This is a genomic window from Streptomyces sp. NPDC007983, from assembly GCF_042958345.1.
Taxonomy (GTDB): domain Bacteria; phylum Actinomycetota; class Actinomycetes; order Streptomycetales; family Streptomycetaceae; genus Streptomyces.
In genome coordinates this window covers 177,446-199,035 of the sequence record NZ_JBIBJI010000015.1, presented here as the reverse complement: position 1 = coordinate 199,035, position 21,590 = coordinate 177,446, and the positions used below count along the sequence as shown (strand labels likewise).

The window sequence follows — 21,590 nt, the reverse complement described above, 5'->3', positions numbered from 1 at the left end:
CCGGCGCCCTCGTGGCTGACTGACGGACCACCCTTCAATCGCGCGCTTGGCACACTATTTTTTCCGAGATCTGCTTCGCACGGACAACGTGCGCTCGCTGCTGACGAGCCGCCCGAGTCATACGGGGACGGCGATCAGGACGTCCACGCTGTGGGCCCGGGAGCCAGGAAGGTCAGCGCGCCCTCGTAGCGGCGTACGAGCAGGGAGATGAGCCGTTCCGGGAGGCGCCAGGTGTGACCTACCGGGACGAGTGCAGTAGGGAGGACGGTTCGTCCTTGGATCCGCTCCCGAACGCGCCCGCCCCGAAGGGGTACAAGATCCCGGCGTCGGCGCCCAAGCCGGTCCGACGGTCGATCCGTTGGGGTCTGGGCAGCTCGGGACGCCGTACCAGTGGGGCGGTTCGTGTGCGGAGGCGCGCGGCAAGGATCCGATGGGCCGGTGTGACTGCTCCTCGCTGATGCAGGCGTCATACAAGGCCGGTGGGATCAAGCTGTCGCGGACCACGTACACGCAGGTCGTCGAGAGCAGGGCGGTCAGTCCGGGCCGACTGAGGGCCGGGGATCTGCTCTTCACCCGCGGCACGGCGGCCCGGCCGGAGCACGTGGGCATGTTCATCGGGCGTGGCCTGATCTTGCAGGCCCCGGGCACCGGCGACGTCGTCAAGATCACCCGGCTCGCCGACTGGCACCCATCCATCCTCGTCGCACGTCGCGTCGCCTGACCTACGTTGTAGGTTCCGAATAGAGATGTCGTCTTCCAAGTGACTTGTCATCAACTTGTCGTTCGACGCGTCCGGCGGAGTCTCCACTCGGTACGGCGCCAGCGTCACGTCGGCAGTCTGTGGTCCAGTCTTTCGTTGGGTCTGTCCTCCGTTCCGCTCAGGCTGGCGCTGGTGGCGGCCAGTGTCCTGGTGTCGAAGACATCGGACACGAAGGAGCGACCATGGGGACTGGTGCAGGCGGCGAGGACGCGACAGATAGCCGGACAGTCCGGGCCACGTATCGGCGGCGCGACGGACGGCTGGTCGAGGCCGATCTCGACCGGATCCCGGTGGACGAGCTCGCACGGGCTCGCCGTACGCGAGTTCCGTTGGTACCGGGGTCGTAGGCACATTTCCGGCTGGTATCACGCCTCGACGACGGGCCGGATGGTGGCCTACGAGAGCCGGTTGGAACTCGCACGCATCCTGATCGCCGACTTCGCCGGCGACGTCACGGAGATCGCGGCCCAGCCGTTCCAACTGATCGGCCGGGACGGTACGCGCGTCCGCCGGCACGTCCCCGATCTGTTCCTCGTCCATGCCGACGGTCTGGTGACCGTCGTGGACGTCAAAGCCCCCTCACGCATGAAGGATTCCAATGGGAGGCGAGGATCTCCTCAAGAACGAACGACGCATCCGTCGGCAGGCCATCGCCATCGCGAACCGCTCCGGCGCAGACGACCAGGGCCTTCCAGAGCGCCCAGGCCCGTCCACGCTCCCAGGTCGCCTCGTCTACGCCTAGCCGATCACGGAACGCGGCGCGGCTCTTGCCAGTCAGCATCGTCCAGGCGATCGACAGATCGCAGGCCGGGTCTCCGACTCCGCAGGTGCCGAAGTCGATAACGGCCGCGAGCGCACCGTCCTTCACCAGGAGGTTCCCCGAGGCCATGTCACCGTGGAACCAGACTGGCTTACCGTCCCACGAGGCTCGCAACGCCCGCTCCCAGATCTCCTCGGCGATCTCGGTCCGAATCAGACCATCCAACGTCTCCAGAGCTGCCCGGGCCCACCGGTCGTAGGTCGTCAGCGGCCCACCTCGGAACCAATTGTGCAATCCCGGACCCGGTCCGCCTGTCGGGTCGATCCCCTGCAGGGACACGAGGAACTCCGCAAGGTGAATGGCGAAGGCCGTCATGTCCTCGACGACGGCACGGGCCGCAGGCTCGCCACCGATCCACCGATATACCGACCAGTTGTGCGGAAAGCCCTCATCAGGCACGCCTTCGGCCAGCGGAACCGGGACCTCCAACGGCAACGCGGCTGCGAGCACCGGCAGCCACCGGTGCTCCTTCTCAACCGCCAGCGCGTACTCCTCGGCAGTAGGTAGCCGCACAAGCATCTCGTCACCGAGGCGAAAGGTGCAGTTGTCCCAACCTTGCGCATCGACCGGCCGGACCTCAAGGTCGGACCACTGCGGGAACTGCGCGGCGATCAACCTGCCCGCCACCGCGGCGCCGACTGGTTTCCGGTCCGGCAACGGCAAGACCTCGGGCGTCTCGTTCATCGGAGGCGACCGTACGGCGCCCCATCGGATCACCACAAGCGATTTCCGATCGCCCCGAACCTAATCCGGGAACTGTCCGTCCCCCAGCCCAAACGGCTCGAAGCACCGGAGGTGAGCGGCCGCCGCGCGCTTGATCGTCTACCACCGAAGCCGAACGGCCTTGCGGCACACCCCTCCTCCAGCCGCTTCACCGGGACAGTGACGAGTCCCAGGTCTGGCCGCCGGTGACAGCGTCTGGCAGAACTCATGCTGACCCAACGCTGACTTCCCTGACTGCCCGCCAGGGCCTCTCGCCCAAGGCGTACGACCTCAAGGTCGACGTTGACTTCACCAGCTTGCGCGAACAGGAGCTGACGGCCACAGGGTTCGGCAGGCCTCTTGAGCGGACTGCGCCCGGGACTCCCGGTCACGCGGCCGGAGGTGGGGTGTAGCGGGCGGCGGTCGCCGCGGCCCTTCGGGCCAGGGCCTGGCGGAGCTCACCGGGGTCCAGAACTTCGACGTCGGGGCCGAACGCCAGGAGCATCTCGGCGGCCACGAGCGCGCGGAAGCGCGGTTCGATCCGCGTCCAGCCCGGCTCGGGCGGAGAGCCGGACGGGGCGGGGGCGGCGAGGTCGGGTTCGTGGATGCGCAGGAACTTAGCCAGGATCTCGTCGCGGACGCGGACGGTGACGGCGAGTGGGGCGGGGATGTCGTCGATGCGGCGGCGCAGGGTGTCCCACACCTCGGCCAGCTCCACGCCGCCGCGGCGTTGGACAGGCTCGTCGAGGACGGTGGCGGATGTGGCACGGTCGGTGCGGAACAGCCGGGGTTCACCGTCGTGGTCGGCGACCAGGTACCAGACGCCGGCCTTGTTGACCAGGCCGTAGGGGTCGAGGGTGTAGGTGCGCAGCCGCTGGTCGCGGCCGTGGCGGTAGCGCAGGCGCAGGCTGACTTCTCACCCGCGGCGAGTCGACTGCAGGTCCGGATCACCGCGCACAGCCCGACCACCCCCTGCACCAAGGTGGCGATACAGGTAGCGCCCAACAGAAGTCCCCCTGTGGTGGAATCACCGAAAGCTGATCGCCCTGGCCTGCGCACTCCATAGAGCGGCGGGTCGGTCCACCCGACTTGCCCGGGCGTGCCGCAAGCGCCTGTCAGCGTGTGGCAGAGCACGAACCGTGCGACCTTGCAGTGGTGGTACGAGTCGGTGAGCAGGCAGTGCTGGGCTACCAGCCGTCATCGATCACCTTGAGCTCGGTCTTCGTCGGCGCAGGCGCTTCGTAGTAGTCGCCGCCGACGGAGGCCCAGCGGTCTCGATGGTGCCGGCGTCCAACCACTGACCCCTGTGCGCGGTACCAGGCAGGAGAAATGCGTTGCCGTGTCCTTGCGCCGGTCTGCATGCTCACGGCCATGATCACTGCACACGAACCCGCAGATACCACCGTCGTCATACCCGTCAATGTGCGCGACCTACTGCCCCGAGACATACCCGCGTGCACCTGGTCGGGGTCGGCCACCCACCTGCGCCAAGTGGAGCGAGAGCTGGTCCGCGCCGCGGCCGGCGAGGTGGACTACCTGGCTGTATGCACTCCTGCGGATCTGCCGGTCGCGATCGGCGGCATCGACTATCAGGTCTCTGAGGACGCCGGGACCTTGTGGCAGCTTGCCGTGCTCCCGGCGCTGCAGTCCTGCGGCTTGGGAACGCTGCTGACCCGAGCCGCCGAACAGAGGATCCGGAGCCGTGGCCTTCGCAGGGCCGAACTCGCCGTGGAGGAGGACAACCCCAGGGCTCGCGCCCTTTACACGCGCCTGGGCTACGCCGCGTACGGCCGTAAACCCGATGCCTGGGACGAGGAAGGGCCTGACGGGGTGATCCGCCGCCACGAGACCATGTGCGTTCTCATGGGAAAGGATCTTTGAGCCCATCCGATGGTAGTGCCCCAGGGAGCAGGGCAGAGGGCCGCTGGTCGGCACCGGCTGTCACAGGCCTGGTCTAGCCTCCCGAAGTATGGACCTGGACTTGGCGGGACGACGGGCAATGGTGACGGGGAGCAGCGGGGGCATCGGTGCCGCGGTGGCCGAGCGGCTGGTCGATGAAGGGTGCGCGGTGTTGGTGCATGGTCGCGACCCTGCGCGTGTCGGCGAGGTCGCGGAACGGCTTCGTGCCGCCGGTGGGGTGGTGGACGTCGTCCTGGGGGACCTTGCTGATGAGGACGCCGCCGGGGCAGTGGCCCAGCAGGCCCTCGAGTGGGGCGTGGAGATCTTGGTCAACAACGCCGGCCCCTTCGCCGAGCACGACTGGGAAACCGCGGAGCCGGCGATGTGGCTGGACGCGGTGAACGGGAACGTCCTGTCCGCGGTGCGGCTCATCCGGGCCCTGGTGCCTCGGATGCGCGAGCGCGGGTGGGGGCGGGTGGTCAATGTGGGCAGCCGGGCCGCGACGACACCGTTGCCGAACATGGTCGAGTATTCGGCGGCGAAAGCGGCGGTGGTCAACATGACGACCAGCCTGGCCCAGCATCTGGCCGGATCCGGCATCACCGCGAACACGGTGAGCCCCGGTGTGATCGTTACGGACAGCATGCGGCAGATGTTCGAAGACGGGGCGGCCGCACGAGGCTGGCCCGGACAATGGCCGGAGTTGGAACCGCTGGTGGTGGCCGAGTACGCCCCGAACCCGACCGGCAGGCTCGGCACCGCGGCCGATATCGCGGCAGCGGTCACGTTTCTCGTCAGCCCGCTGGCCGGCTACATCAACGGAATCAACCTGCGCGTCGACGGGGGCATCGCGTCGGTGCCGTAACGGCCTCGTCGGACCACTTCTCGAGACGACTTCCGGTACGGAGCCATCACTCAGCGTGCCCGCACCACAGGTTGGTCATGAGCAGCTCGCTGGGTGCCGTCTTCGACGTCTTCGTCGTTGAATTGCCGTCTACGCGAGGCAGTGAGCTATGCGGGTGCAGCGGGTGCGGGTACAGCCCGGCCGGCCTGACCCTGAACCTTCAGTCAGTCACCGGCCTGGCCTGCCACTTCGCCGAGATCGACGGCGTCGACGCTGGACCCGCGGCGCTCGACCGGGCCCGTATCGAGACCTGGCTGGCCGCGCTGCAGACCGACGTCCCCAGCGCCCACGTCGGGGGCTTCCTGCGCGACGTCCACCGCTACGAGTGGCAACCCGAACTGGCCCGCAGCGCGTTCATCTACGACGACGCCCCCAAACCGCGCGCTAAAGCCGCGGTTCCTTCCCGAGCACCTACCTCATGCGGCAACTGGAGGCCCTCGAGGCCGTCGCGCAGTTCCGGTCCGACGACGGACGGGTGCTGCTGAAGATCCTCATGGCCTGCGGCCTGCGCACGAAGGACGCCCGGTGGCTGCCCTTCGACTTCCGGGACGCCGAGAACAACCCCTACCCGGCCTGGCTCAACCGCAAGATCCACGACCGCCCGGCGTTCTTCCCTCTGAGCGAGGAACTCGCGGCCGACCACCCGCTCGCCGGGGCGGCTTGGGCGAAGATGAGCCTGGTCCGCGCCAAGGTGACACTGCCCAATGGCTACTGCGACGCCCCGGTGCAGACCGACTGCGAGTACGCCAAACGCTGCCTGGACTGCCCGTTCTTCATCACCACCGGCGATTTCCTCCAGCAGCACCGCCAGCAGCGGCAGGAGACCAGCGGCCTCATCGCCCAGGCCGAGCAGGCCGGGCTCGCCCGGGTCGCGGAGAAGAACCGCCGGATCGTCGTTGGCGGCCAGGTGGAGGACGTTGATGCCGCCGGCCGACAACACCGCCCCACTGGCCGAGGCCTCCCCCGGCATCGCAGCGAGCGCGCCCGCCACGACGCCGAGAAGGCCATCTCCGGCAGCACAACGAGCTGGTGGCCGGAGTAGCCGGCGTCGGTCGCCTCCGCTCGTCACTCCGTGTCCCTGCTCGGCCTTCCCACCCGGCGTCTCATCGGGCCCTATGGTCCTGCTGGTTGCGAAGCCGACCGCTCTCACCTGACCGGAACCGCGCTTCTCAATAGTCATGCGACACGTTGACCCCACAACGCCATCGCGGTTGCATGCTTGTGGCCTCCGACGGGGAACGGGGGAGAAGGACCATGTCCTGCCTCAGGGGGAAAAATGAGGGGAAACACGAATCGGAGCGCCACCAGACGTGTACGGGCCGCCTTGAGCACCACGGTCGTGGTCTGCGCGGTCACGACGGTGCTGCCCGGAGCCGCTTCGGCCGAGCCCATGACCGTGGCGGGCGTCGCGAGCGACAGCGGAGCCGGAGTCGAGCGGATCAGTGTCGCGACCGACGGCACCCAGGGCGACGGCGATTCCGCCGGCGCCACGATCACGGCCGACGGCCGGCGTATCGCCTTCTCGTCGTTGGCGAAGAACCTCACACCCGCCAACCCGGTGACATGGGAGAGGGTGTTCGTCCGCGACCAGCGGACGAGCCAGACCACGCTGATGAGCAGCATCACCCCAACCAATCAGGGCCCGGTGATCAGCGATGACGGGCAATACGTTGCTTTTTGGGGGCTGTTGCAAAGAGACACGAAGTCCTTCCTGTCCCAGGTGCGCTCGGGAAGCACGATCGGCATCAACTGCCCGGGCCTCAGCTGCAGCCAGCCGTCGCTGAGCGCGGACGGCCGCTACATCGCCCAGGTCGCCACCTTCACTCGGCCGCCGTCCCGGCAACGCATCGAGGTACGGGACTGGCGCGCCGACACCACGGAGACCGTCGCCGAGTTCGACCACACCGTCTCGGCCCGGCCGTCCACCAGCGGCGACGGCCGCTTTGTCGCCTACCAGGACGGCCAGGCGGAGGACGTCTTCGTGTGGGACCGTACCGACGACACCTCCTCCGGCCCGATCGAGGGCCCGTCCAAGGCGGCGACACTCGTCCAGCTCAGCAAGGACGGCAGCAAGGTCGTCTACCTCTCGGGCTCCGACACCTACGTCTACGACGAGAGCTCGGGCACCGACCAACTGGTGCCGAACGTACGGGGCGTGGCCATCGATCCCACCGGACGCTATCTGCTGTACGCCCCGCACGACACGAGCGAACCGTCGCTCACGCTGCGCGACCTGGAGACGGGCACCGAGGAGATCGTCTCGAACCAGCTCGCCTCGGCCGGGACCGACGCGGTCAGCGCCGGTGGGCGCGACGTGGTCTTCCATTCCACGGCCGACGACATCGTGCCCGGCGACACCAACGGCAAGTCGGACGTTTTCGTCCGCCGCTTCTACTGATCGCCCCGACCGCCACGCTCACCTGCTGCCCCACCGCTCGCGCGGCCCCCATCGCCTGCAGGGCCGCCGTGAACCCGGCATCATCGGGCGGCAGCCGTCCCGCCCGGGTCAGGGTCGCCAGCCCGTGCAGGGACGCCCAGAACACCTCGGTGAACAGCCCCGGGTTGACGCCGTCTCCGGCGACCTCGCCGAGGCTCTCCAGCAGCGCGGCGAAGGCATCTTTGAGAGGTTCCGAGGTGTCCCACGGCGGCGGTCGCGGCCCGCACCGCCGCGGCCAGCTCGGTGGCGCCCTGAAGGGCGACGGCACCGATGATCTCCCGCTTGCCACGGAAGTGGCTGTAGAGGACGGGCTGGCTGTATCCGTACCGACATGATTCGACCCCTAGCGGCGCTAGACAATAGAGCGACGCCAGTCTAGTGTTGCCTCATCAGCTAGCAGCACTAGATTCCAAGAGGGTCAAGATGCTCAACGCACTCGAGGTCGTCACCACCGTGATCGTCGGCGTGATGGTGGGGGTGGAGTTCTCCGTCGCCTTCGTCATCAACCCGATCCTCAACGCACTGCCCGAGGACAGTGGCCAACTCGGCCGCGCCCACGGGGGCCGGATGCTCGGCGCCGTGATGCCGGTCTGGTACATCGGCTCGCTCGTCCTCGTCGCGGTCTGGGCCATCGCCGGACGGCACCACCACGGCACCGGCCTCGTCGTCACCGCCGGCGCGCTGCTGACCCTCAGCGTGGTCATGTCGCTCCTGCTGCTCGCCCCGATCAACAACCGGGGCAAGACGTGGACTCCCGAGAACCGGCCCGAGGACTGGAAGGAGCAGATGAACCGCTGGGACCGCTTCCACTACGTCCGCGTCGCCGTCATCATCGCCGCCTTCGCCCTGCTGGTCACCGCCCTCACCTGAGCCCACGGGCTCACCCGCCCGGTCGCCAGCCGCAATCGTTCGGCGTGCGCCCGAAGTACGGCACCGCCACCGCCATCCACATCCAGGATCCGGACGCCAACACCCTCGAACTCCGCTGGTATCCGCAGGACGCGGGCGCCAGCGCGAACCCGGCCGAGCGCGCCACGCCCCTGTCCGCCCTCCCCGCGCCGGTACGCGACATCTGGCACGTCATCGGCCGCCCTCGCCACGCCCGCCACATCAGCCGCGTCCGCGCCGCCTGACCAGGCCCCGTACGACTCACCCGGCTCCACCAACTTACGAAGACTCGCAGGGAGAAGAACAATGTCGCTGAAGAAGATCAACACCGTCCTGACCGCCGCCTTCATCCTCTTCATCCTCTGGTTCGGGACGGAGTTCATCCTGAGCCCGGAGACGACGGCGCCGGGCTTCGGCCTGCCGAGCTGGCCGTCCGGCGACGGCGGCGGCTTCCTGATCATCAAGGGAATCCGCGACGTCGTCATGGCCCTGGTCCTGGGCATCTTGCTGGTGACGGGCCACCGCCGGGCGCTGGGCTGGGTTCTGTTGGTGGAGGCCCTCGCCGCCTACGGCGACATGACCACAGTGCTGGCCCACCACGGCTCCGTGGCCACCGCGCTCGGCGTCCACGGCCTGACCGCGACGCTGATGGTGGTCAACGGCCTGCTGTTGATGCGCGAGACCCGTACGGTCGCGGCCGCTCCGGCGGCGCCCGCACCGCAGCCCGCCTGATCCCATCGGTCCAAGGTGGCCCGGCCCCCGGCCGGGCCACCTTGGCGCGTGCCCCTGCGCGAGCTGATCGGCGAGCTGTGCACGACCTGAACCTCTACACCGCCGAACCCGGCAGCACCTCTGACGACCGCCTCAGGCTCCTCGCCGGCCTGGCGGCGGCCCGCTCCCGGGCGACAGAGCCCACCGACCCCGCACGGGCCCGCTCGGAGTCGTGATCACGTGACGGGAAAAGGGTTGGACGGGTGGTGCTCGGGCTTGTAGCTTGCAGTGGACCGCGACACCACCCGAGGAGGTGAGACCCATGAACGCTGTATCGACGTGGGTGCTCCCCCTTCCCGTCACGGCCGGCGATTGACGTAGGTGTCGCCGGGAGCGCCTCGACAACAAGGCACTCCCGAAAGGCCACACCTATGCACTCTCCACAGTTCACCGCCGAGTCGTCGCCCTCCGGCGCTGATCGCACGCCCCTGATGTACGACGTGATCATTGCCGGGTGCGGGCCGACTGGCGCGATGCTGGCCGCCGAACTGCGGCTCCACGATGTGCGGGTACTCGTTCTGGAGAAGGAAACCGAGCCCGTGTCGTTCGTCCGCATCGTCGGTCTGCATATTCGCAGTATCGAGCTGATGGCAATGCGCGGACTCCTGGATCGCCTTCGCGAACACGGAAGACAGCGTCCGGCCGGCGGATTCTTCGCCGCCATCGACAAACCCGCGCCCCAGGGCCTGGATTCCGCGCACGCCTATCTGCTGGGCATCCCTCAGCCGGTCATCGTTCACCTGCTCGAGGAGCATGCGGCCCAACGGGGTGCGCAGGTCCGGCGCGGTTGTGCGGTGGCCGGTTTCGAGCAGGACGACGAGGGTGTGACCGTCGAGCTGACCGACGGCGAACGGCTGCGTTCGCGCTATCTCGTCGGCTGTGACGGCGGGCGCAGTACGGTGCGCAAACTGCTCGGCGTCGGCTTCCCCGGTGAGCCCTCGCGGACCGAGACACTGATGGGCGAGATGGAAGTGGGTGTGCCGCAGGAGGAGATCGCCGCCAAGGTGACCGAAATCGGCGAGACCAATAAGCGATTCCGGCTCAGGCCCTTCGGCGAAGGGGCATATAGCGTCGTAGTCCCCGCCGGAGGGGTCAGCGATCGCGCGGAACCACCCACCCTCGAGGATTTCAAACAACAGCTGCGCACCATCGCCGGAACCGATTTCGGCGTGCATTCCCCGCGCTGGTTGTCCCGCTTCGGGGATGCCACCCGGCTGGCCGAACGCTATCGGGTCGGGCGGGTGCTGCTGGCCGGCGATGCGGCACACGTCCATCCGCCCACCGGCGGACAGGGCCTCAACCTGGGCGTTCAGGACGCATTCAACCTCGGCTGGAAACTGGCCGCACACATCCGCGGCTGGGCGCCGGAAACACTGCTGGACACCTACCAGGCCGAACGCCATCCGGTCGCCGAGGACGTGCTGGACAACACCCGCGCCCAGATGGAACTGCACTCCGCCGAACCGGGCCCGCAGGCCGTGCGCAGGCTGCTCACCGAACTGATGGACTTCGACGAGGTGAACCGCTATCTCATCGAGAAGATCACCGCGATCGGCATCCGCTACGACTTCGGCGAGGGCCCCGACCTGCTCGGCCGCCGCCTGCCCGACATCGACGTGAAACACGGCCACCTCTACGGCCTGCTGCATCGCGGCCGCGGCCTGCTGCTGGACCGCACCGAACGCCTGACCGTCGGCGGCTGGTCGGACCGGGTCGATCACCTCGCGGACCCCACTGCGGCACTGGATGTTCCCTGCGTCCTGCTACGCCCCGACGGCCACGTCGCCTGGATCGGCGACGATCAGCAGGACCTGGACGACCACCTCTCCCGCTGGTTCGGCAAGCCCGCCAACTGATTTCGCCCAAAGTGCCGCTTCCAGCGCTGTGTCGAACCACGAGTCGATCACGCCCGCACTCGGCTCCGGCTTCCCGGCCGGCCCGGGTGCGGGCCCTGGCACGCAGCCGGTCGTGGAACTGCCCGCCCCGCCTCCGTAGTCACCCCGGCACCGGTAGCAGCGGCCGGACCACGGCCACTCACCGTCCGACACATCCACGCCAGATCACCAGCCGCGTCCCGGCGCCCACCTCCTCCGCACCGGACCTGACGGTGGATCAACCTGCCGTCGGTGGCGCATGATGGAGGTTGCCCGTCCCGTCATGAGCGAGGTGCCGCGTCCCCATGAAGCGCAAAACCAGAATCCTCCTGGCGGGCCTGGCTTCCGTAGGCGGCGTCGTCGGCGCGGGCCTGCTGCACAACCGCCGGCCTGATCGCAGGGAACGCCTTCACGTCACGCTCTTCAGCGAGCCCGGCTTCATGGGCCGCAACAAGACGCTGACCTGGACCGGCGGCGAGCGCGAGGTCGTCCCGTTCAGCCGGGTACAGCTGCCGCGCATCGGCTCGATCAGGCTGTACCGGCTCGTGTACCGCTTCCAGCCCGAGGTGCGACTGCCGAACATGTACTTCCTGTGGCACGCCCTCACCGAGCGCCCGGACCGCACCGACCCCGAGGAGGGTGTGGCCGGCTTCATCGCCATGCACCAGCTCGCCGGCATGTTCTCGGTGGGCGAGTGGGAGCCGGTCCGCGAGTCCGAGGCGCGGTCGGGAGTGCGGCTCTGGGCCGGGCGCCCCGGCTATCCGCCGCCCGCGCACGGCGAGGGGGACCATTCCGGCAAGGCGGCCGCTCCCGGCGCCCCGCCCTGGCACGACGTCCTGGCCAACACGCCCGACCTCGGCTCCTGGAGCACCCGCACCCGCTACCTCGAACTCGGCTACCACGGCGGAAGCGGCCCCCGCGGCTGATCAGCCACCTGCCCTGCCTTGCCCCACCCGCCCCCAACGGAAGCCCGCACCCCGGCCCCCCAGCGGGCCCCGTGTATCCGCCGGGCGACGGCTGGGGCCCCGTCCCGCGCCCTTGATACGGTCGGCACATGCCAGGCCGCCGCTACCACTCGCCCCGCCGCGCGGAGGCCGCTGCCGCGACCAGGCAGTCGATTCTGGATGCCGCCAAGGAGCTCTTCACCGCCCACGGCTACGTGGCCACCACCATCACCCGGATCGCCGCCACGGCCCGGGTCGGCACCAACACCGTCTACACCAACACCGGCGGCAAGCCGCAGATTCTGCGCGCCCTGGTCACCGCGGGCGTCGAGGACCCCATCGCCGAACAAACCCTCGCGCGGATCGCGGCGGCCGACAGCGCCTACGACGTCGTCGTGTTCGCCGTCGAGGGCATCCGCCGCGACAGCGAGAAACACGCGGATGTCGTCGAGATCCTCCTCGACGCGGCCTCGGTCGACGCGCACGCCGCCGAGATGCTGCGTTTCGCCCAGGAGCGCTTCCGTGACGCGCTGCGGGCCACCACCGACCGGCTCACCGCGCTGGGCGCCCTGCGGGAGGGGCTCGACGCGGCGGGCGCGACGGATGTGCTCTGGTACTACCTCGGCCTGTCGTCCTGGCGCGTGCTGGTGCGGGAGAACGGCTGGAACTGGGACACCGCCGAGCGGTGGCTGCGGGACCAGACCGCGGCCGCCCTGCTCACCGGGTGAGCGTGGCCTCGAAGATCGCGAACGGGCTGTCCACCGGCCCTGGGACACGCCGGTCGAGGGTGAACCCGGCACCGGCGAACAGCGCCGCGAACTCCGTCTCCCGGCGCTCGTGGCCCGGCACCATGCCGAGCATGGTCAGGTCGAACAGCTTGCTCGCATGCGGCTCGTCGCCCTCCGAGAGCACCGTCTCCACCACCACCAGCCGGGCTCCGTGGGGCGCCGCCTCCGCGATCCGGCCCAGGATGCGCGCACACGACACGTCGTCCCAGTCGTGCAGCACGGTGGACAGCAGGTAGACGTCCGCGGTCGGCACACTCTCGAAGAAATCACCGGCCTGCACCTCCACACGGCCGGCCATCCCCTGGTCGGCCAGTCGTGCGTGTGCGGCAGGCACCACGTGCTCCATGTCGAGGACGATGCCGCGTCGACCGGGTTCGCCGGCCAGCAGCCGGGCCAGCACGGAGCCGTCGGCGCCGCCGATGTCGGCCACCACCTCGCCGGCCGGGAGCCGGTAGCCGGACAGTACGGCATCCTTGGGGCCGTACGTCATGTTCGCCATCGCCGATGCCATCACCGGCAAGTGTTCCGGGTGGGCGCCCAGCCACTCCGCGAAGGGCTGCCCGAAGTGTGCCGTGGCCGCCGGGACGCCCGTACGGACGGTGGTGACCAGCTCGGAGAAGGGCGCGTAGTGCGTCTCCATCCACATGAGCGCCACGTCGCGTACCGAACCGGGTGTATCGGCCACCAGCGTGGAGCCGAGCGGGGTGAGCGCGAAGGCGTCCGCACCGCGCCGGGCCACCACCCCGATGCCGGAGAGGATATGCAGCAGCCGCCCCAGCGCGTCGGCGTCCGTCTCCGTGGTCTTCGCCAGCTCCCCGACCGTCATCGGACCGCCGTGCAGCGCCGCGGCCACACCGAGCTTGACCAGCGCGTAGAGCGCCTGGGACTGCTGGAAACCGGACAGCAGGCGCAGCATCTCCATGGACTGCTCGGACGCGGACGCCCCGGGTGCCGTCGTGGCCGGGACCGTCGCCGCGTCGGCCTGCGAGGGAGTGGGCGTGGGGGTCATGGACCTCTCCAGGTGCGTAGGCAGGAATTCACGGTAATAGGACTACCGCGAAACCATATCGCACCACCGCTCCCTCGCATGTGCGAGCGCCCCGGACATGGGCGCCGCCGGCAGTCAGCCGTGACGTTCTCAGAGGAAACTGAGAGCTTCGCGTGCCAGGCTGACGCCCTCGCCCGCCGCCCTCATGCTCGATCCGCCGGAGGAGCCACCGATGAGCTTGATCAACGGCCTGCCCGCGCACGTTCTGCTCGTGCACTTCGTCGTCGTGCTCGTTCCCCTGACAGCGCTGGCCCTGGTGGTCTGCGCCGTCCGGCCGAGGGCGGCACAACGGCTCGGCGTGGTGCTGCCCCTGCTCGCCCTGGTCACGCTCGCGCTCGTGCCGCTCACCACGAACGCCGGGGAGTGGCTGGAGCGGCACGTCGACAGCAACACCCTGGTACGCCGGCACGCCGAACTCGGCGACGGTCTGCTCCCCTGGGCCGGCGGCCTCTTCGTCCTGGCGGCCCTCGTCTGGTGGACGGCCCGCCGGGCCACCGCTTCCGGATCCGGCACACCTGGCAGCGCCCGCGGGTCCGGCACTGCGGTGCGCGTCGCGGCCGCGGTGCTGTCGGTCCTCGTGGCCGGTGGAGCCGTCGTGGACGTCTACCGCATCGGCGACTCCGGGGCGAAGGCGGCGTGGCACGACGCCTTCTCCAAGACCTCGTCGGGCGGCGGCGACGGGGACGAGGGCTGACACCCATCGCGCCGCGGCGGCGACCCGGCTCAGCCACGGGCTGGGCCGTGCGCCGAGCGGGCGTGGGGTGGGCGCTCCGGGAAGAGCCGCCGCTGTGCGCGCATGACGACGTGCCCGAGGCCGGAGAGCACGCAGACGATCGCGAAGTCGGCGGGCGGCAGTGGTTCGGTGCCACGCGGCCGAGCCGCTTTGCGCCGCGGTTCCGCCCGGCGGCCCCGGCTGCCAAGCGCCGCAGCAGGACGTGCTGGACATCGAGCCGTAGTCGCGCTCAACCCGCCGCGAAAGCCGCGCCTTCAGGACGGGCTCTCCGCCCCGGCCTGTCCGGGAGCCCTGAAGTGGCATTCGACATCGACGACGCCCTCCACGGTCCGGGCGAGGCGCGCGGCCACCGGAATCAGCGTGGTGTCGCCCAGCTGCCCGCTGAGCGTGACCACGCCCTCGTCCACCCGTACGTGGATGGTGTGCCCGAGGCCGGGGAACAGGTCGGACACCACCGTGCGGCGGACCTCCTCCGCGATGTCCTCGTCCGCCCGGAGGAAGACCTTCAGCAGGTCGCCCCGGCTGACGATGCCCTGCAACGCCCCTTCGACGTCGACCACGGGGAGCCGCTTGACCCGCCTGACGGCCATGATCCGGGCCGCTTCGGCGAGCGTCGCGTCCATGTGCACGGTCACCGCCGGGGTGCTCATCAGCTCCTCCGCCGTCACCGCCCGCGCCTTCGCGAGGTCGGGCAGGCGCCGCATCCGCTCGAAGCGGTCCGGATCGCTGTCCCGGAGCTCCTCCTTGGGCAGCAGATCCGCCTCGGAGACGACCCCGATCACACGCCCCTCGCCCTCCAGGACCGGCACAGCGCTCACCTGCCACTGGCCCAGGGTCTGTACGACTTCCTTGAACCGCGCGTCCCGCCCGACGGCGACGACCGTTCGCGTCATCACATCGCTCACGATGTGCGGAGTCCGAGGCACGAGCCCCTCCTCTCGCCGTTTCCACTTCCAGTGTCCGGCGGGCGGGTACCCAGCGGCCACTGAGAGCGGTGGCCGGCCCCGGGCCGGCATCAGCTGCCGTGGTGGTCCCAGTGGCGTTTCACGACCTCCGAGGTGCCGATCGCCTTGCCCGCCGCGTTCAGCGCCCTCACCCGGAAGTACGGTCCCGGGTGGTTCACCGGGGTCGCGGTCTCGAATCGGGTGCGCCGGGCGTGTCCGACGACGGACAGGGAGCGCGGGCCGCATGGGGCGCTCATCCCCTCAGGGGTACATGGACTGATTCACGACTTCCTGAATTCAGGTTTTCGTGTACTGTCGAGGGGTGCTGACTGTTGCCTCCGACATCGAGGTGCTGGCCCGGTTCGGCCGCGCGCTCGCCGACCCGATCCGCTGCCGCATCCTGCTCACCCTCCGCCAGGCCCCGGCCCATCCCGCCGACCTCGCCGACGCGCTCGGCGTCTCGCGGACCCGGCTGTCCAACCACCTGGCCTGCCTGCGCGATTGCGGCCTGGTGGTCACCGTCCCGGACGGCCGCCGCACCCGGTACGAGCTGGCCGACGAACGCCTCGGCCACGCACTCGACGACCTGCGCGCCGCCGTGGTGGCCGTCGCCACCGACCGCACCTGCCCGGACGCCGAGGAGAAGGGCTGCTGCTGATGGCCGCCGAGATACCGATGTCCCTCGGGCCCTCCCCGGCCCGCCGCGACGCGCTCACCCGCCGGATACGGCTCCTGGTCGCCGCGACCATCACCTACAACGTCATCGAGGCGATCGCCGCCGTCACCGCCGGTACGCTCGCCTCGTCCACCGCCCTGATCGGCTTCGGCCTGGACTCCGTCATCGAGGTGTCCTCCGCCGCCGCGGTCGCGTGGCAGTTCTCCGCCCGCGACCACCACGCGCGTGAGGCCCGCGAGAAGACGACCCTGCGGATCATCGCCGTTTCCTTCTTCGCGCTCGCCGCGTACGTCGCCGCCGACGCCGTCCGCGCGCTGACCGGCACCGCCGAGGCCGAACGCTCCCTCCCGGGCATCGTCATCGCGGCCCTCTCCCTGGCGGTGATGCCCTTCCTGTCCGCCGCCCAGCGCCGTGCGGGCCGCGAACTGGGCTCCGCCTCCGCGGTCGCCGACTCCCAGCAGACCCTCCTTTGCACCTACCTGTCCGCCGTCCTCCTGGCCGGGCTGGTCCTCAACGCCACCGTGGGCTGGTCCTGGGCCGACCCCATCGCCGCGCTGGTCATCGCCGCCATCGCCGTCAAGGAAGGTCGCGACGCCTGGCAGGGCGAGGGATGCTGTGCGGCCCCAGCCGCCGCGATCCCCGCCCAACGACGGGAGACGGACGCCTGCGGCGGCTGCCGCCCCGGGTGCGACTGCTGCAGCTGACCGCCGCGAGCCGCCGGCTACTGCTCGCTCGGCGGCCGGCCGGCCACCTGGCGTGCCGCATACAGCACGAGCTGACCGAGTGCTTCAACCGGCGAGTGGCGCGGCGGGGTTCTCGTCGCGTTGGGGCCAGGAGGTGCCGAGATCCCGGCGCACCATGACGGCGGCCTTATGGCGAGCCCGATCCGGTGGTAAAGCCCGCCGGCTACGGCGCTCACCGGCCGTGGGTGGAACTGCTCAGGGGAGGATGGAGTCGACGTAGCCGCCGTCGACGCGCACGGCGCCACCGGTGGTGGCGGAGGCGTACGGTGAGGCGAGGTAGACCACGAGGTGGGCGATCTCCTCGGGTTCGATGAGGCGCTGAATCAGCGACTGCGGACGGTACGTGACCATGAACTCGTGCTGCGCCTCCTCCCAGGGCAGCTCGTCGCCGACGAGTTCGCGGACGAAGCCTTCGACGCCGCCGGTGTGGGTCGGTCCGGCGATCACGGAGTTGACGGTGACTCCGGTCCCGGCGGCCTCCTTGGCGAATCCGCGGCTGACGGCGAGCAGCGAGGTCTTCGTCATGCCGTAGTGGATCATCTCTGCCGGGATCACCACGGCGGAGTCGCTGGCGAGGTTGAGCACCCGCCCCCAGCCCCGCTCCTTCATGCCGGGCAGGTAGGCGCGGATGAGGCGTACGGCGGAGAGGACGTTGACCTCGAAGTAGCGGCGCCACTCGGCGTCGTCGATCTCCAGCGGGGGCGCGGAGCCGAAGATGCCGAGGTTGTTGACGAGGATGTCCACCTGCGGGACGGCTTCGAGGACCGCGCGGGTGCCGTCCTCGGTCGCCAGGTCCCCCACGGCGCCCGTGACGTGTCCGTTGCCGGTCTCGGCGCGGATGGCCTGGACCGTCTGCTCGACGCGCTCCGCGCCGCGGCCGTTGACGACGACGTGAGCGCCGGCGCGGGCGAGGCCGGTGGCGATGGCCGCTCCGATGCCCTGGGTGGAGCCGGTGACCAGCGCGGTCCGGCCGGTGAGATCGATCTGCATGGGGTGACGCCCTTCTCGGTAGCTGTCGTGGTGCTGATGGTGCTTGCGGGGCCGGGGTTCAGAGGGACCGCAGGGCGGTGGGGGCGGGGGCGTGGTCCTGCCCGGGGTGCCCGGAGGCGGCGACGCGGGAGGCGGCGGGGCGCAGTTCCAGGCGGCGGGAGACGAGGGCCAGCACCAGGGCGGCGGCGGCCAGGGCGGCGCCCACGACGTTCGGCGCGGTGTAGCCGAGACCGGCGGAGATCACGAGGCCGCCGAGCCAGGCGGACAGGGCGTTGCCCAGGTTGAACGCGCCGATGTTGAGGGCCGAGGCCAGCGTCGGCGCGCCGTGGGCGTGGTCCAGGACCCGCTTCTGCAGCGGCGGGACGGTGGCGAACCCGAGCGCGCCGATCAGGAAGACCGCCGCGACCGTCGTCGCCTTGCCCGAGGCGAGGAAGGTGAACAGGAACAGGACCACCGACAGTCCGCCGAGCGCGGTGAGGAGCATCGGCATGAGCTTGCGGTCCGCGAACCGCCCGCCGATGAGGTTGCCGCCCACCATGCCGACGCCGAAGACGACCATGAGCCAGGTGAGGGAGGACTCCGCGAAGCCGCCGACCTCGGTGGCCATCGGGGCGATGTAGGTGATCGCGGCGAACACGCCGCCGAAGCCGAGCACGGTCATGGCCATGGCCAGGACGACCTGAGCGTCCTTGAAGGCGGCCACCTCGTGCCGCAGCCGTACGCCCTCCGGCTTGGGGAGGTCGGGTACCAGCTTGGCGACGCCGGCCAGGCCGAGCACGCCGAGGGCGGCGACGATCAGGAAGGTGACGCGCCAGCCGGCGCTCTGGCCCACGAAGGTGCCCAGGGGGACGCCGATGACGTTGGCCACGGTGAGGCCGGTGAACATCATCGAGATCGCGCCGGCCTTCTTCTCGGGGGCCACCAGTTCGGCGGCCACGACCGCGCCGATACCGAAGAACGCGCCGTGGGCCAGCGAGGCCACCACCCGCCCGATCAGCATGACGGCGAAGACGGGCGCGAGGGCCGAGATGAGGTTGCCGAGGATGAACAGGCCCATGAGCAGCATGAGCATGTTCTTACGGGAGATCTTGGTGCCGAGGGCGGTCATGACCGGGGCGCCGGCCATGACACCGAGGGCGTACCCGGTGACCAGATAGCCGGCCGTCGGCACGGACACATCGAGGTCCGCGCCGACCTGGGGCAACAGGCCCATGATCACGAACTCGGTGGTGCCGATTCCGAAGGCCCCGATGGCCAGGGCCAGCAGTGCGAGCGGCATGAGAGGGGGTCCTTTGACGTGCTTGAGGGGCGTGCGCGGCGAAAGTCACGCGCAAGGCGAATACACGCTTAGACAATAATTGCAGACGCCTACTAATGCAAGCGCGGGTATAGTGGGTCCGAAGACGAGAGCGGTGAGCCCGGCCGACACCGGAAAGAGAGCGCTGATCATGACTGCCACCGATCCGGCGATGACCGCCCTGGCGCACAGCTGGTGCGCCCTGTCGCTGCTGCACGGCCGCATCGAAGGGCGCGTCGAGCGTGCCCTGCAGGCCTCCCACGACCTCAGCGCACGCGAGTACTCCCTGCTGGACGTCCTCAGCCGCCAGCACGATGGGGAGGGCGGGCACCTGCAGATGCGCCAGGTCGCCGACTCCGTCGTCCTCAGCCAGAGCGCGACCACGCGGCTGGTGACCCGGCTGGAGGACCGCGGCCTGCTCTCGCGCTACCTGTGCCCCACCGACCGCCGCGGCATCTACGTCGACGTCACCGACAAGGGGGCGCGCCTGCTGGAAGAGGCCCGCCCCACCCACAACACCGCGCTGCGCGAAGCCCTCGACCAGGCCTCCACCGAAGCCGAGCTCGCCCCCCTCGTCCAGGCCGTCGAAAAGCTGCAGCAAACCACCCTGCTCGCGTGAGCGCCCCCGGTCACTCGCCTCGCAGCAGAGGGAAGCCGCTCACGATCTGCTGAAGGCGCATGACCTGCCGGGGGACGAACTCCGCGATCGTGAGGCCGACGACGTCCGCGGCCCGGTCGAGGTCGGCGACGACGCGTCGCACCTCGCCGCTGGTCACGGTCGACGTCCTGGACCTCCTCACCGGCGAACGCATCGTCGCCGGCTACGGGGTGCACGGCGACTCCGACGAGGAGGTCGCCAAGGGCCTGGACGACATCGGCCGACTGGCCGTGACGGACAACTGCGGCCCGTCATCGACAGCAGGTTCGCCCTCGACGACTTCGAGGCCGGATACGCGCGTCTCGACTCACGGGAAGCCGTCGGCTCCATCGTCCTCGAACTCCGACATCCGGCGAGGGCGTGGGGCGGCACGCCCGGGAAAAGGACTCGGCGGCGCGGGCGCGGCGGAGCCGGCTGCCCGACACGCTCGGACGCGGGCCGCTGGTCGACCCGGGCGGCCTCACCGGCCTTTACTGGGACATGCATGCCGAGCGCGACCGCGTCGAGCGGATCCACCCCGAGTCCCGGGGCCGAACGGATGGGAGCCCGACACTGTGCAGGAATCCCCGCGGGATCACCAGAAGCCCCCGCCCGCGTGCCCGGTCCGGCTCGTGGAGAGCGGCTCCTCCGGGCCCACCGGTTACCTCGTGACCGGATACGCGGAAGCCAGGCAGGCACTCGGCGACCCACGCCTGTCGAAGAACACCTCCGCCTTCTTCGCCGGCAAGGGCTCCACACGCCGACTGCACCCCGCCGTGACGCGGAACATGCTGGCCAGCGACCCTCCGCGGCACACACGGCTGCGCAAGCTGGTGACCAAGGCGTTCACCACGGGGGCCGTCGCCGCGCTGCGCCCGTTCATCGAGCAGGTGACCGACGCCCTCCTCGCCGAGTGGCCCACGCACGGCGAGGTCGACGTCGTCGCCGACCTGGCCATGCCCCTTCCCGTCACCGTGATCTGCGAACTGCTCGGAGTGCCCGAAGACGACCGGCCGGACGTCAGGCGCTGGTCCGCCGACCTGTTCGCGGCAGGACAGCCCCAACGGACCGACGCGGCTTCCCATGCGATGGCCGAGTACATGACGGGCCTCATCGCCGAGAGACGAGACCGGCCCGGCAACGCCCTTCTGGACCATTTCATCCGGGTCCGCGACGGCGGAGACCGGCTCGACGAGGAGGAGCTGGTGTCCCTCACCGTTCTCCTCCTCGTCGCCGGGCACGAGACCACCACCAACTTCATCAGCAGCGCCCTCCTCGCGCTCCTGCGACGGCCCACCGATCTGGAACGGTTGCGCCACGCACCGGACCTCGTACCGGGCGCACTGGACGAGTTGCTCCGCCACAGCTCCCCCGTCAGCACGGCCACGTTCCGGTACACCACCGAGCCCGTCACCCTCGGGGGCACCGAGATCCCCGCCGGCACTCCGGTGCAGGTGGCCATCGGAGCCGCCAACCGCGACCCCGCCCGCTTCACCGAACCCGAGCGGCTCGACCTCGGACGGGACGCCACCGGACACCTCGGCTTCGGCCACGGGATCCACCGGTGCGTCGGCGCTCCGCTGGCCAGAGCCGAGGCGGAAGTCGCCCTCCGGAAGGTCCTGACCCGCTTTCCCGGCCTCCGGCCGGCGGTGCCCCCGGAACAACTGGTCTGGCGTCCGACACGCCTGGTTCACGGCCTGACGGCTCTGCCTGTTCTCGTCTGAGGCGGGGAGGC

At 70.1% G+C, this 21,590-nt stretch carries 24 protein-coding genes and 3 pseudogenes; 18 read left to right on the top strand and 9 right to left on the bottom strand.

Annotated features, from left to right (window positions below; translation table 11 throughout):
* Positions 1 to 263: 263 nt before the first annotated feature.
* A pseudogene (locus tag ACFZCY_RS34375) lies at positions 264 to 721 on the top strand (C40 family peptidase); the annotation flags it as partial.
* Between the two features lie 39 nt (positions 722 to 760).
* Positions 761 to 1,309, top strand: a pseudogene (locus ACFZCY_RS34370) (hypothetical protein); the annotation flags it as partial.
* A gap of 19 nt (positions 1,310 to 1,328) precedes the next feature.
* On the opposite strand, the gene ACFZCY_RS34365 reads toward ACFZCY_RS34370, so the two are convergent.
* Positions 1,329 to 2,264 carry a phosphotransferase gene (locus ACFZCY_RS34365; protein WP_391182223.1) on the bottom strand — a complete coding sequence of 312 codons (936 nt, stop codon included), beginning with the start codon at positions 2,262 to 2,264 and terminating at the stop codon, positions 1,329 to 1,331.
* Positions 2,265 to 2,670: 406 nt separating this feature from the next.
* On the bottom strand, positions 2,671 to 3,183 hold the full coding sequence (locus ACFZCY_RS34360) for a WYL domain-containing protein (protein WP_391182290.1): 513 nt from the start codon (positions 3,181 to 3,183) through the stop codon (positions 2,671 to 2,673).
* 458 nt (positions 3,184 to 3,641) lie between these two features.
* Between ACFZCY_RS34360 and ACFZCY_RS34355 the strand changes: the two genes are divergently transcribed.
* The 5 genes from ACFZCY_RS34355 (at position 3,642) to ACFZCY_RS34335 (ending at position 7,483) form a co-directional block, all read left to right on the top strand.
* The gene (locus ACFZCY_RS34355) at positions 3,642 to 4,163 is read left to right on the top strand and encodes a GNAT family N-acetyltransferase (protein WP_391182220.1); all 522 of its coding nucleotides are present in this window, start codon (positions 3,642 to 3,644) and stop codon (positions 4,161 to 4,163) included.
* A gap of 88 nt (positions 4,164 to 4,251) precedes the next feature.
* Entirely contained in the window at positions 4,252 to 5,046 is a 795-nt protein-coding gene (locus ACFZCY_RS34350; protein ID WP_391182217.1) for an SDR family NAD(P)-dependent oxidoreductase, read from the top strand.
* A gap of 77 nt (positions 5,047 to 5,123) precedes the next feature.
* Positions 5,124 to 5,570, top strand: coding sequence for a hypothetical protein (locus tag ACFZCY_RS34345; protein ID WP_391182214.1), 447 nt, complete (start codon positions 5,124 to 5,126; stop codon positions 5,568 to 5,570).
* Entirely contained in the window at positions 5,504 to 6,127 is a 624-nt protein-coding gene (locus ACFZCY_RS34340; protein WP_391182211.1) for a hypothetical protein, read from the top strand. Before ACFZCY_RS34345 ends, ACFZCY_RS34340 begins: the two co-directional genes overlap by 67 nt.
* Before the next feature lie 282 nt (positions 6,128 to 6,409).
* Entirely contained in the window at positions 6,410 to 7,483 is a 1,074-nt protein-coding gene (locus tag ACFZCY_RS34335; RefSeq protein WP_391182208.1) for a hypothetical protein, read from the top strand.
* A 76-nt stretch (positions 7,484 to 7,559) separates the two neighbouring features.
* Here the strand turns inward: ACFZCY_RS34335 and ACFZCY_RS34330 are convergent.
* Positions 7,560 to 7,896: pseudogene (locus tag ACFZCY_RS34330) on the bottom strand (TetR-like C-terminal domain-containing protein); the annotation flags it as partial.
* A 49-nt stretch (positions 7,897 to 7,945) separates the two neighbouring features.
* Between ACFZCY_RS34330 and ACFZCY_RS34325 the strand changes: the two are divergent.
* The 6 genes from ACFZCY_RS34325 to ACFZCY_RS34300 all read left to right on the top strand — a co-directional run bounded on the left by ACFZCY_RS34325 (position 7,946) and on the right by ACFZCY_RS34300 (position 12,727).
* Positions 7,946 to 8,392 (top strand): anthrone oxygenase family protein, encoded by a 447-nt coding sequence (locus ACFZCY_RS34325; protein WP_391182206.1) that lies wholly within the window; start codon positions 7,946 to 7,948, stop codon positions 8,390 to 8,392.
* A 44-nt stretch (positions 8,393 to 8,436) separates the two neighbouring features.
* Positions 8,437 to 8,655, top strand: coding sequence for a hypothetical protein (locus tag ACFZCY_RS34320; RefSeq protein ID WP_391182203.1), 219 nt, complete (start codon positions 8,437 to 8,439; stop codon positions 8,653 to 8,655).
* 61 nt (positions 8,656 to 8,716) lie between these two features.
* Entirely contained in the window at positions 8,717 to 9,142 is a 426-nt protein-coding gene (locus ACFZCY_RS34315; protein WP_391182200.1) for a DUF4267 domain-containing protein, read from the top strand.
* A gap of 410 nt (positions 9,143 to 9,552) precedes the next feature.
* Positions 9,553 to 11,037 carry a rifampin monooxygenase gene (gene rox / locus ACFZCY_RS34310; protein ID WP_391182197.1) on the top strand — a complete coding sequence of 495 codons (1,485 nt, stop codon included), beginning with the start codon at positions 9,553 to 9,555 and terminating at the stop codon, positions 11,035 to 11,037.
* A gap of 323 nt (positions 11,038 to 11,360) precedes the next feature.
* Positions 11,361 to 11,981: a hypothetical protein gene (locus ACFZCY_RS34305; protein ID WP_391182195.1), complete on the top strand. Its 621-nt coding sequence runs from the start codon at positions 11,361 to 11,363 to the stop codon at positions 11,979 to 11,981.
* Between the two features lie 128 nt (positions 11,982 to 12,109).
* Positions 12,110 to 12,727, top strand: a complete 618-nt coding sequence (locus ACFZCY_RS34300) for a TetR family transcriptional regulator (RefSeq protein ID WP_391182192.1) — start codon at positions 12,110 to 12,112, stop codon at positions 12,725 to 12,727.
* Here ACFZCY_RS34300 and ACFZCY_RS34295 read toward each other — a convergent pair.
* Complete coding sequence (locus ACFZCY_RS34295) at positions 12,717 to 13,796, bottom strand: methyltransferase (RefSeq protein ID WP_391182190.1); 1,080 nt, start codon at positions 13,794 to 13,796, stop codon at positions 12,717 to 12,719. The two genes, ACFZCY_RS34300 and ACFZCY_RS34295, sit on opposite strands and share 11 nt — an antisense overlap.
* Positions 13,797 to 14,007: 211 nt before the next feature.
* Here ACFZCY_RS34295 and ACFZCY_RS34290 point away from each other — a divergent pair, with 211 nt between their 5' ends.
* Complete coding sequence (locus ACFZCY_RS34290) at positions 14,008 to 14,529, top strand: DUF2231 domain-containing protein (protein ID WP_391182187.1); 522 nt, start codon at positions 14,008 to 14,010, stop codon at positions 14,527 to 14,529.
* A 293-nt stretch (positions 14,530 to 14,822) separates the two neighbouring features.
* Here ACFZCY_RS34290 and ACFZCY_RS34285 read toward each other — a convergent pair whose 3' ends face one another.
* Entirely contained in the window at positions 14,823 to 15,494 is a 672-nt protein-coding gene (locus ACFZCY_RS34285; RefSeq protein WP_391182184.1) for a CBS domain-containing protein, read from the bottom strand.
* A gap of 89 nt (positions 15,495 to 15,583) precedes the next feature.
* Complete coding sequence (locus tag ACFZCY_RS34280) at positions 15,584 to 15,769, bottom strand: hypothetical protein (protein WP_391182181.1); 186 nt, start codon at positions 15,767 to 15,769, stop codon at positions 15,584 to 15,586.
* 65 nt (positions 15,770 to 15,834) lie between these two features.
* On the opposite strand from ACFZCY_RS34280, the gene ACFZCY_RS34275 reads away from it, so the two are divergent.
* Both ACFZCY_RS34275 and ACFZCY_RS34270 read left to right on the top strand, forming a co-directional pair.
* Positions 15,835 to 16,170: a metalloregulator ArsR/SmtB family transcription factor gene (locus tag ACFZCY_RS34275; RefSeq protein WP_391182179.1), complete on the top strand. Its 336-nt coding sequence runs from the start codon at positions 15,835 to 15,837 to the stop codon at positions 16,168 to 16,170.
* On the top strand, positions 16,170 to 16,892 hold the full coding sequence (locus tag ACFZCY_RS34270; protein WP_391182176.1) for a cation transporter: 723 nt from the start codon (positions 16,170 to 16,172) through the stop codon (positions 16,890 to 16,892). The genes ACFZCY_RS34275 and ACFZCY_RS34270 overlap by 1 nt, the downstream gene beginning before the upstream one ends.
* 234 nt (positions 16,893 to 17,126) lie before the next feature.
* Here the strand turns inward: ACFZCY_RS34270 and ACFZCY_RS34265 are convergent, their stop codons facing one another.
* Entirely contained in the window at positions 17,127 to 17,921 is a 795-nt protein-coding gene (locus tag ACFZCY_RS34265; RefSeq protein WP_391182173.1) for an SDR family oxidoreductase, read from the bottom strand.
* A gap of 58 nt (positions 17,922 to 17,979) precedes the next feature.
* Positions 17,980 to 19,200 (bottom strand): MFS transporter, encoded by a 1,221-nt coding sequence (locus ACFZCY_RS34260; RefSeq protein WP_391182169.1) that lies wholly within the window; start codon positions 19,198 to 19,200, stop codon positions 17,980 to 17,982.
* Between the two features lie 169 nt (positions 19,201 to 19,369).
* Between ACFZCY_RS34260 and ACFZCY_RS34255 the strand changes: the two genes are divergently transcribed.
* The gene (locus ACFZCY_RS34255; protein WP_391182166.1) at positions 19,370 to 19,837 is read left to right on the top strand and encodes a MarR family transcriptional regulator; all 468 of its coding nucleotides are present in this window, start codon (positions 19,370 to 19,372) and stop codon (positions 19,835 to 19,837) included.
* A 10-nt stretch (positions 19,838 to 19,847) separates the two neighbouring features.
* Here ACFZCY_RS34255 and ACFZCY_RS34250 read toward each other — a convergent pair whose 3' ends face one another.
* Complete coding sequence (locus ACFZCY_RS34250) at positions 19,848 to 19,994, bottom strand: hypothetical protein (protein WP_391182164.1); 147 nt, start codon at positions 19,992 to 19,994, stop codon at positions 19,848 to 19,850.
* 436 nt (positions 19,995 to 20,430) lie between these two features.
* On the opposite strand from ACFZCY_RS34250, the gene ACFZCY_RS34245 reads away from it, so the two are divergent.
* A complete protein-coding gene (locus ACFZCY_RS34245) occupies positions 20,431 to 21,579 on the top strand; it encodes a cytochrome P450 (RefSeq protein ID WP_391182162.1) in 1,149 nt (382 codons plus the stop codon).
* Positions 21,580 to 21,590: the final 11 nt, after the last annotated feature.

Coding starts and splice junctions, on each gene's coding strand:
- ACFZCY_RS34365 (WP_391182223.1), bottom strand. CDS start 2,264: ATGAACGAGACGCCCGAGGTCTTGCCGTTGCCGGACCGGAAACCAGTC.
- ACFZCY_RS34355 (WP_391182220.1), top strand. CDS start 3,642: ATGCTCACGGCCATGATCACTGCACACGAACCCGCAGATACCACCGTC.
- ACFZCY_RS34350 (WP_391182217.1), top strand. CDS start 4,252: ATGGACCTGGACTTGGCGGGACGACGGGCAATGGTGACGGGGAGCAGC.
- ACFZCY_RS34345 (WP_391182214.1), top strand. CDS start 5,124: ATGAGCAGCTCGCTGGGTGCCGTCTTCGACGTCTTCGTCGTTGAATTG.
- ACFZCY_RS34340 (WP_391182211.1), top strand. CDS start 5,504: ATGCGGCAACTGGAGGCCCTCGAGGCCGTCGCGCAGTTCCGGTCCGAC.
- ACFZCY_RS34325 (WP_391182206.1), top strand. CDS start 7,946: ATGCTCAACGCACTCGAGGTCGTCACCACCGTGATCGTCGGCGTGATG.
- ACFZCY_RS34315 (WP_391182200.1), top strand. CDS start 8,717: ATGTCGCTGAAGAAGATCAACACCGTCCTGACCGCCGCCTTCATCCTC.
- rox (WP_391182197.1), top strand. CDS start 9,553: ATGCACTCTCCACAGTTCACCGCCGAGTCGTCGCCCTCCGGCGCTGAT.
- ACFZCY_RS34305 (WP_391182195.1), top strand. CDS start 11,361: ATGAAGCGCAAAACCAGAATCCTCCTGGCGGGCCTGGCTTCCGTAGGC.
- ACFZCY_RS34300 (WP_391182192.1), top strand. CDS start 12,110: ATGCCAGGCCGCCGCTACCACTCGCCCCGCCGCGCGGAGGCCGCTGCC.
- ACFZCY_RS34295 (WP_391182190.1), bottom strand. CDS start 13,796: ATGACCCCCACGCCCACTCCCTCGCAGGCCGACGCGGCGACGGTCCCG.
- ACFZCY_RS34290 (WP_391182187.1), top strand. CDS start 14,008: ATGAGCTTGATCAACGGCCTGCCCGCGCACGTTCTGCTCGTGCACTTC.
- ACFZCY_RS34280 (WP_391182181.1), bottom strand. CDS start 15,769: ATGAGCGCCCCATGCGGCCCGCGCTCCCTGTCCGTCGTCGGACACGCC.
- ACFZCY_RS34270 (WP_391182176.1), top strand. CDS start 16,170: ATGGCCGCCGAGATACCGATGTCCCTCGGGCCCTCCCCGGCCCGCCGC.
- ACFZCY_RS34265 (WP_391182173.1), bottom strand. CDS start 17,921: ATGCAGATCGATCTCACCGGCCGGACCGCGCTGGTCACCGGCTCCACC.
- ACFZCY_RS34260 (WP_391182169.1), bottom strand. CDS start 19,200: ATGCCGCTCGCACTGCTGGCCCTGGCCATCGGGGCCTTCGGAATCGGC.
- ACFZCY_RS34255 (WP_391182166.1), top strand. CDS start 19,370: ATGACTGCCACCGATCCGGCGATGACCGCCCTGGCGCACAGCTGGTGC.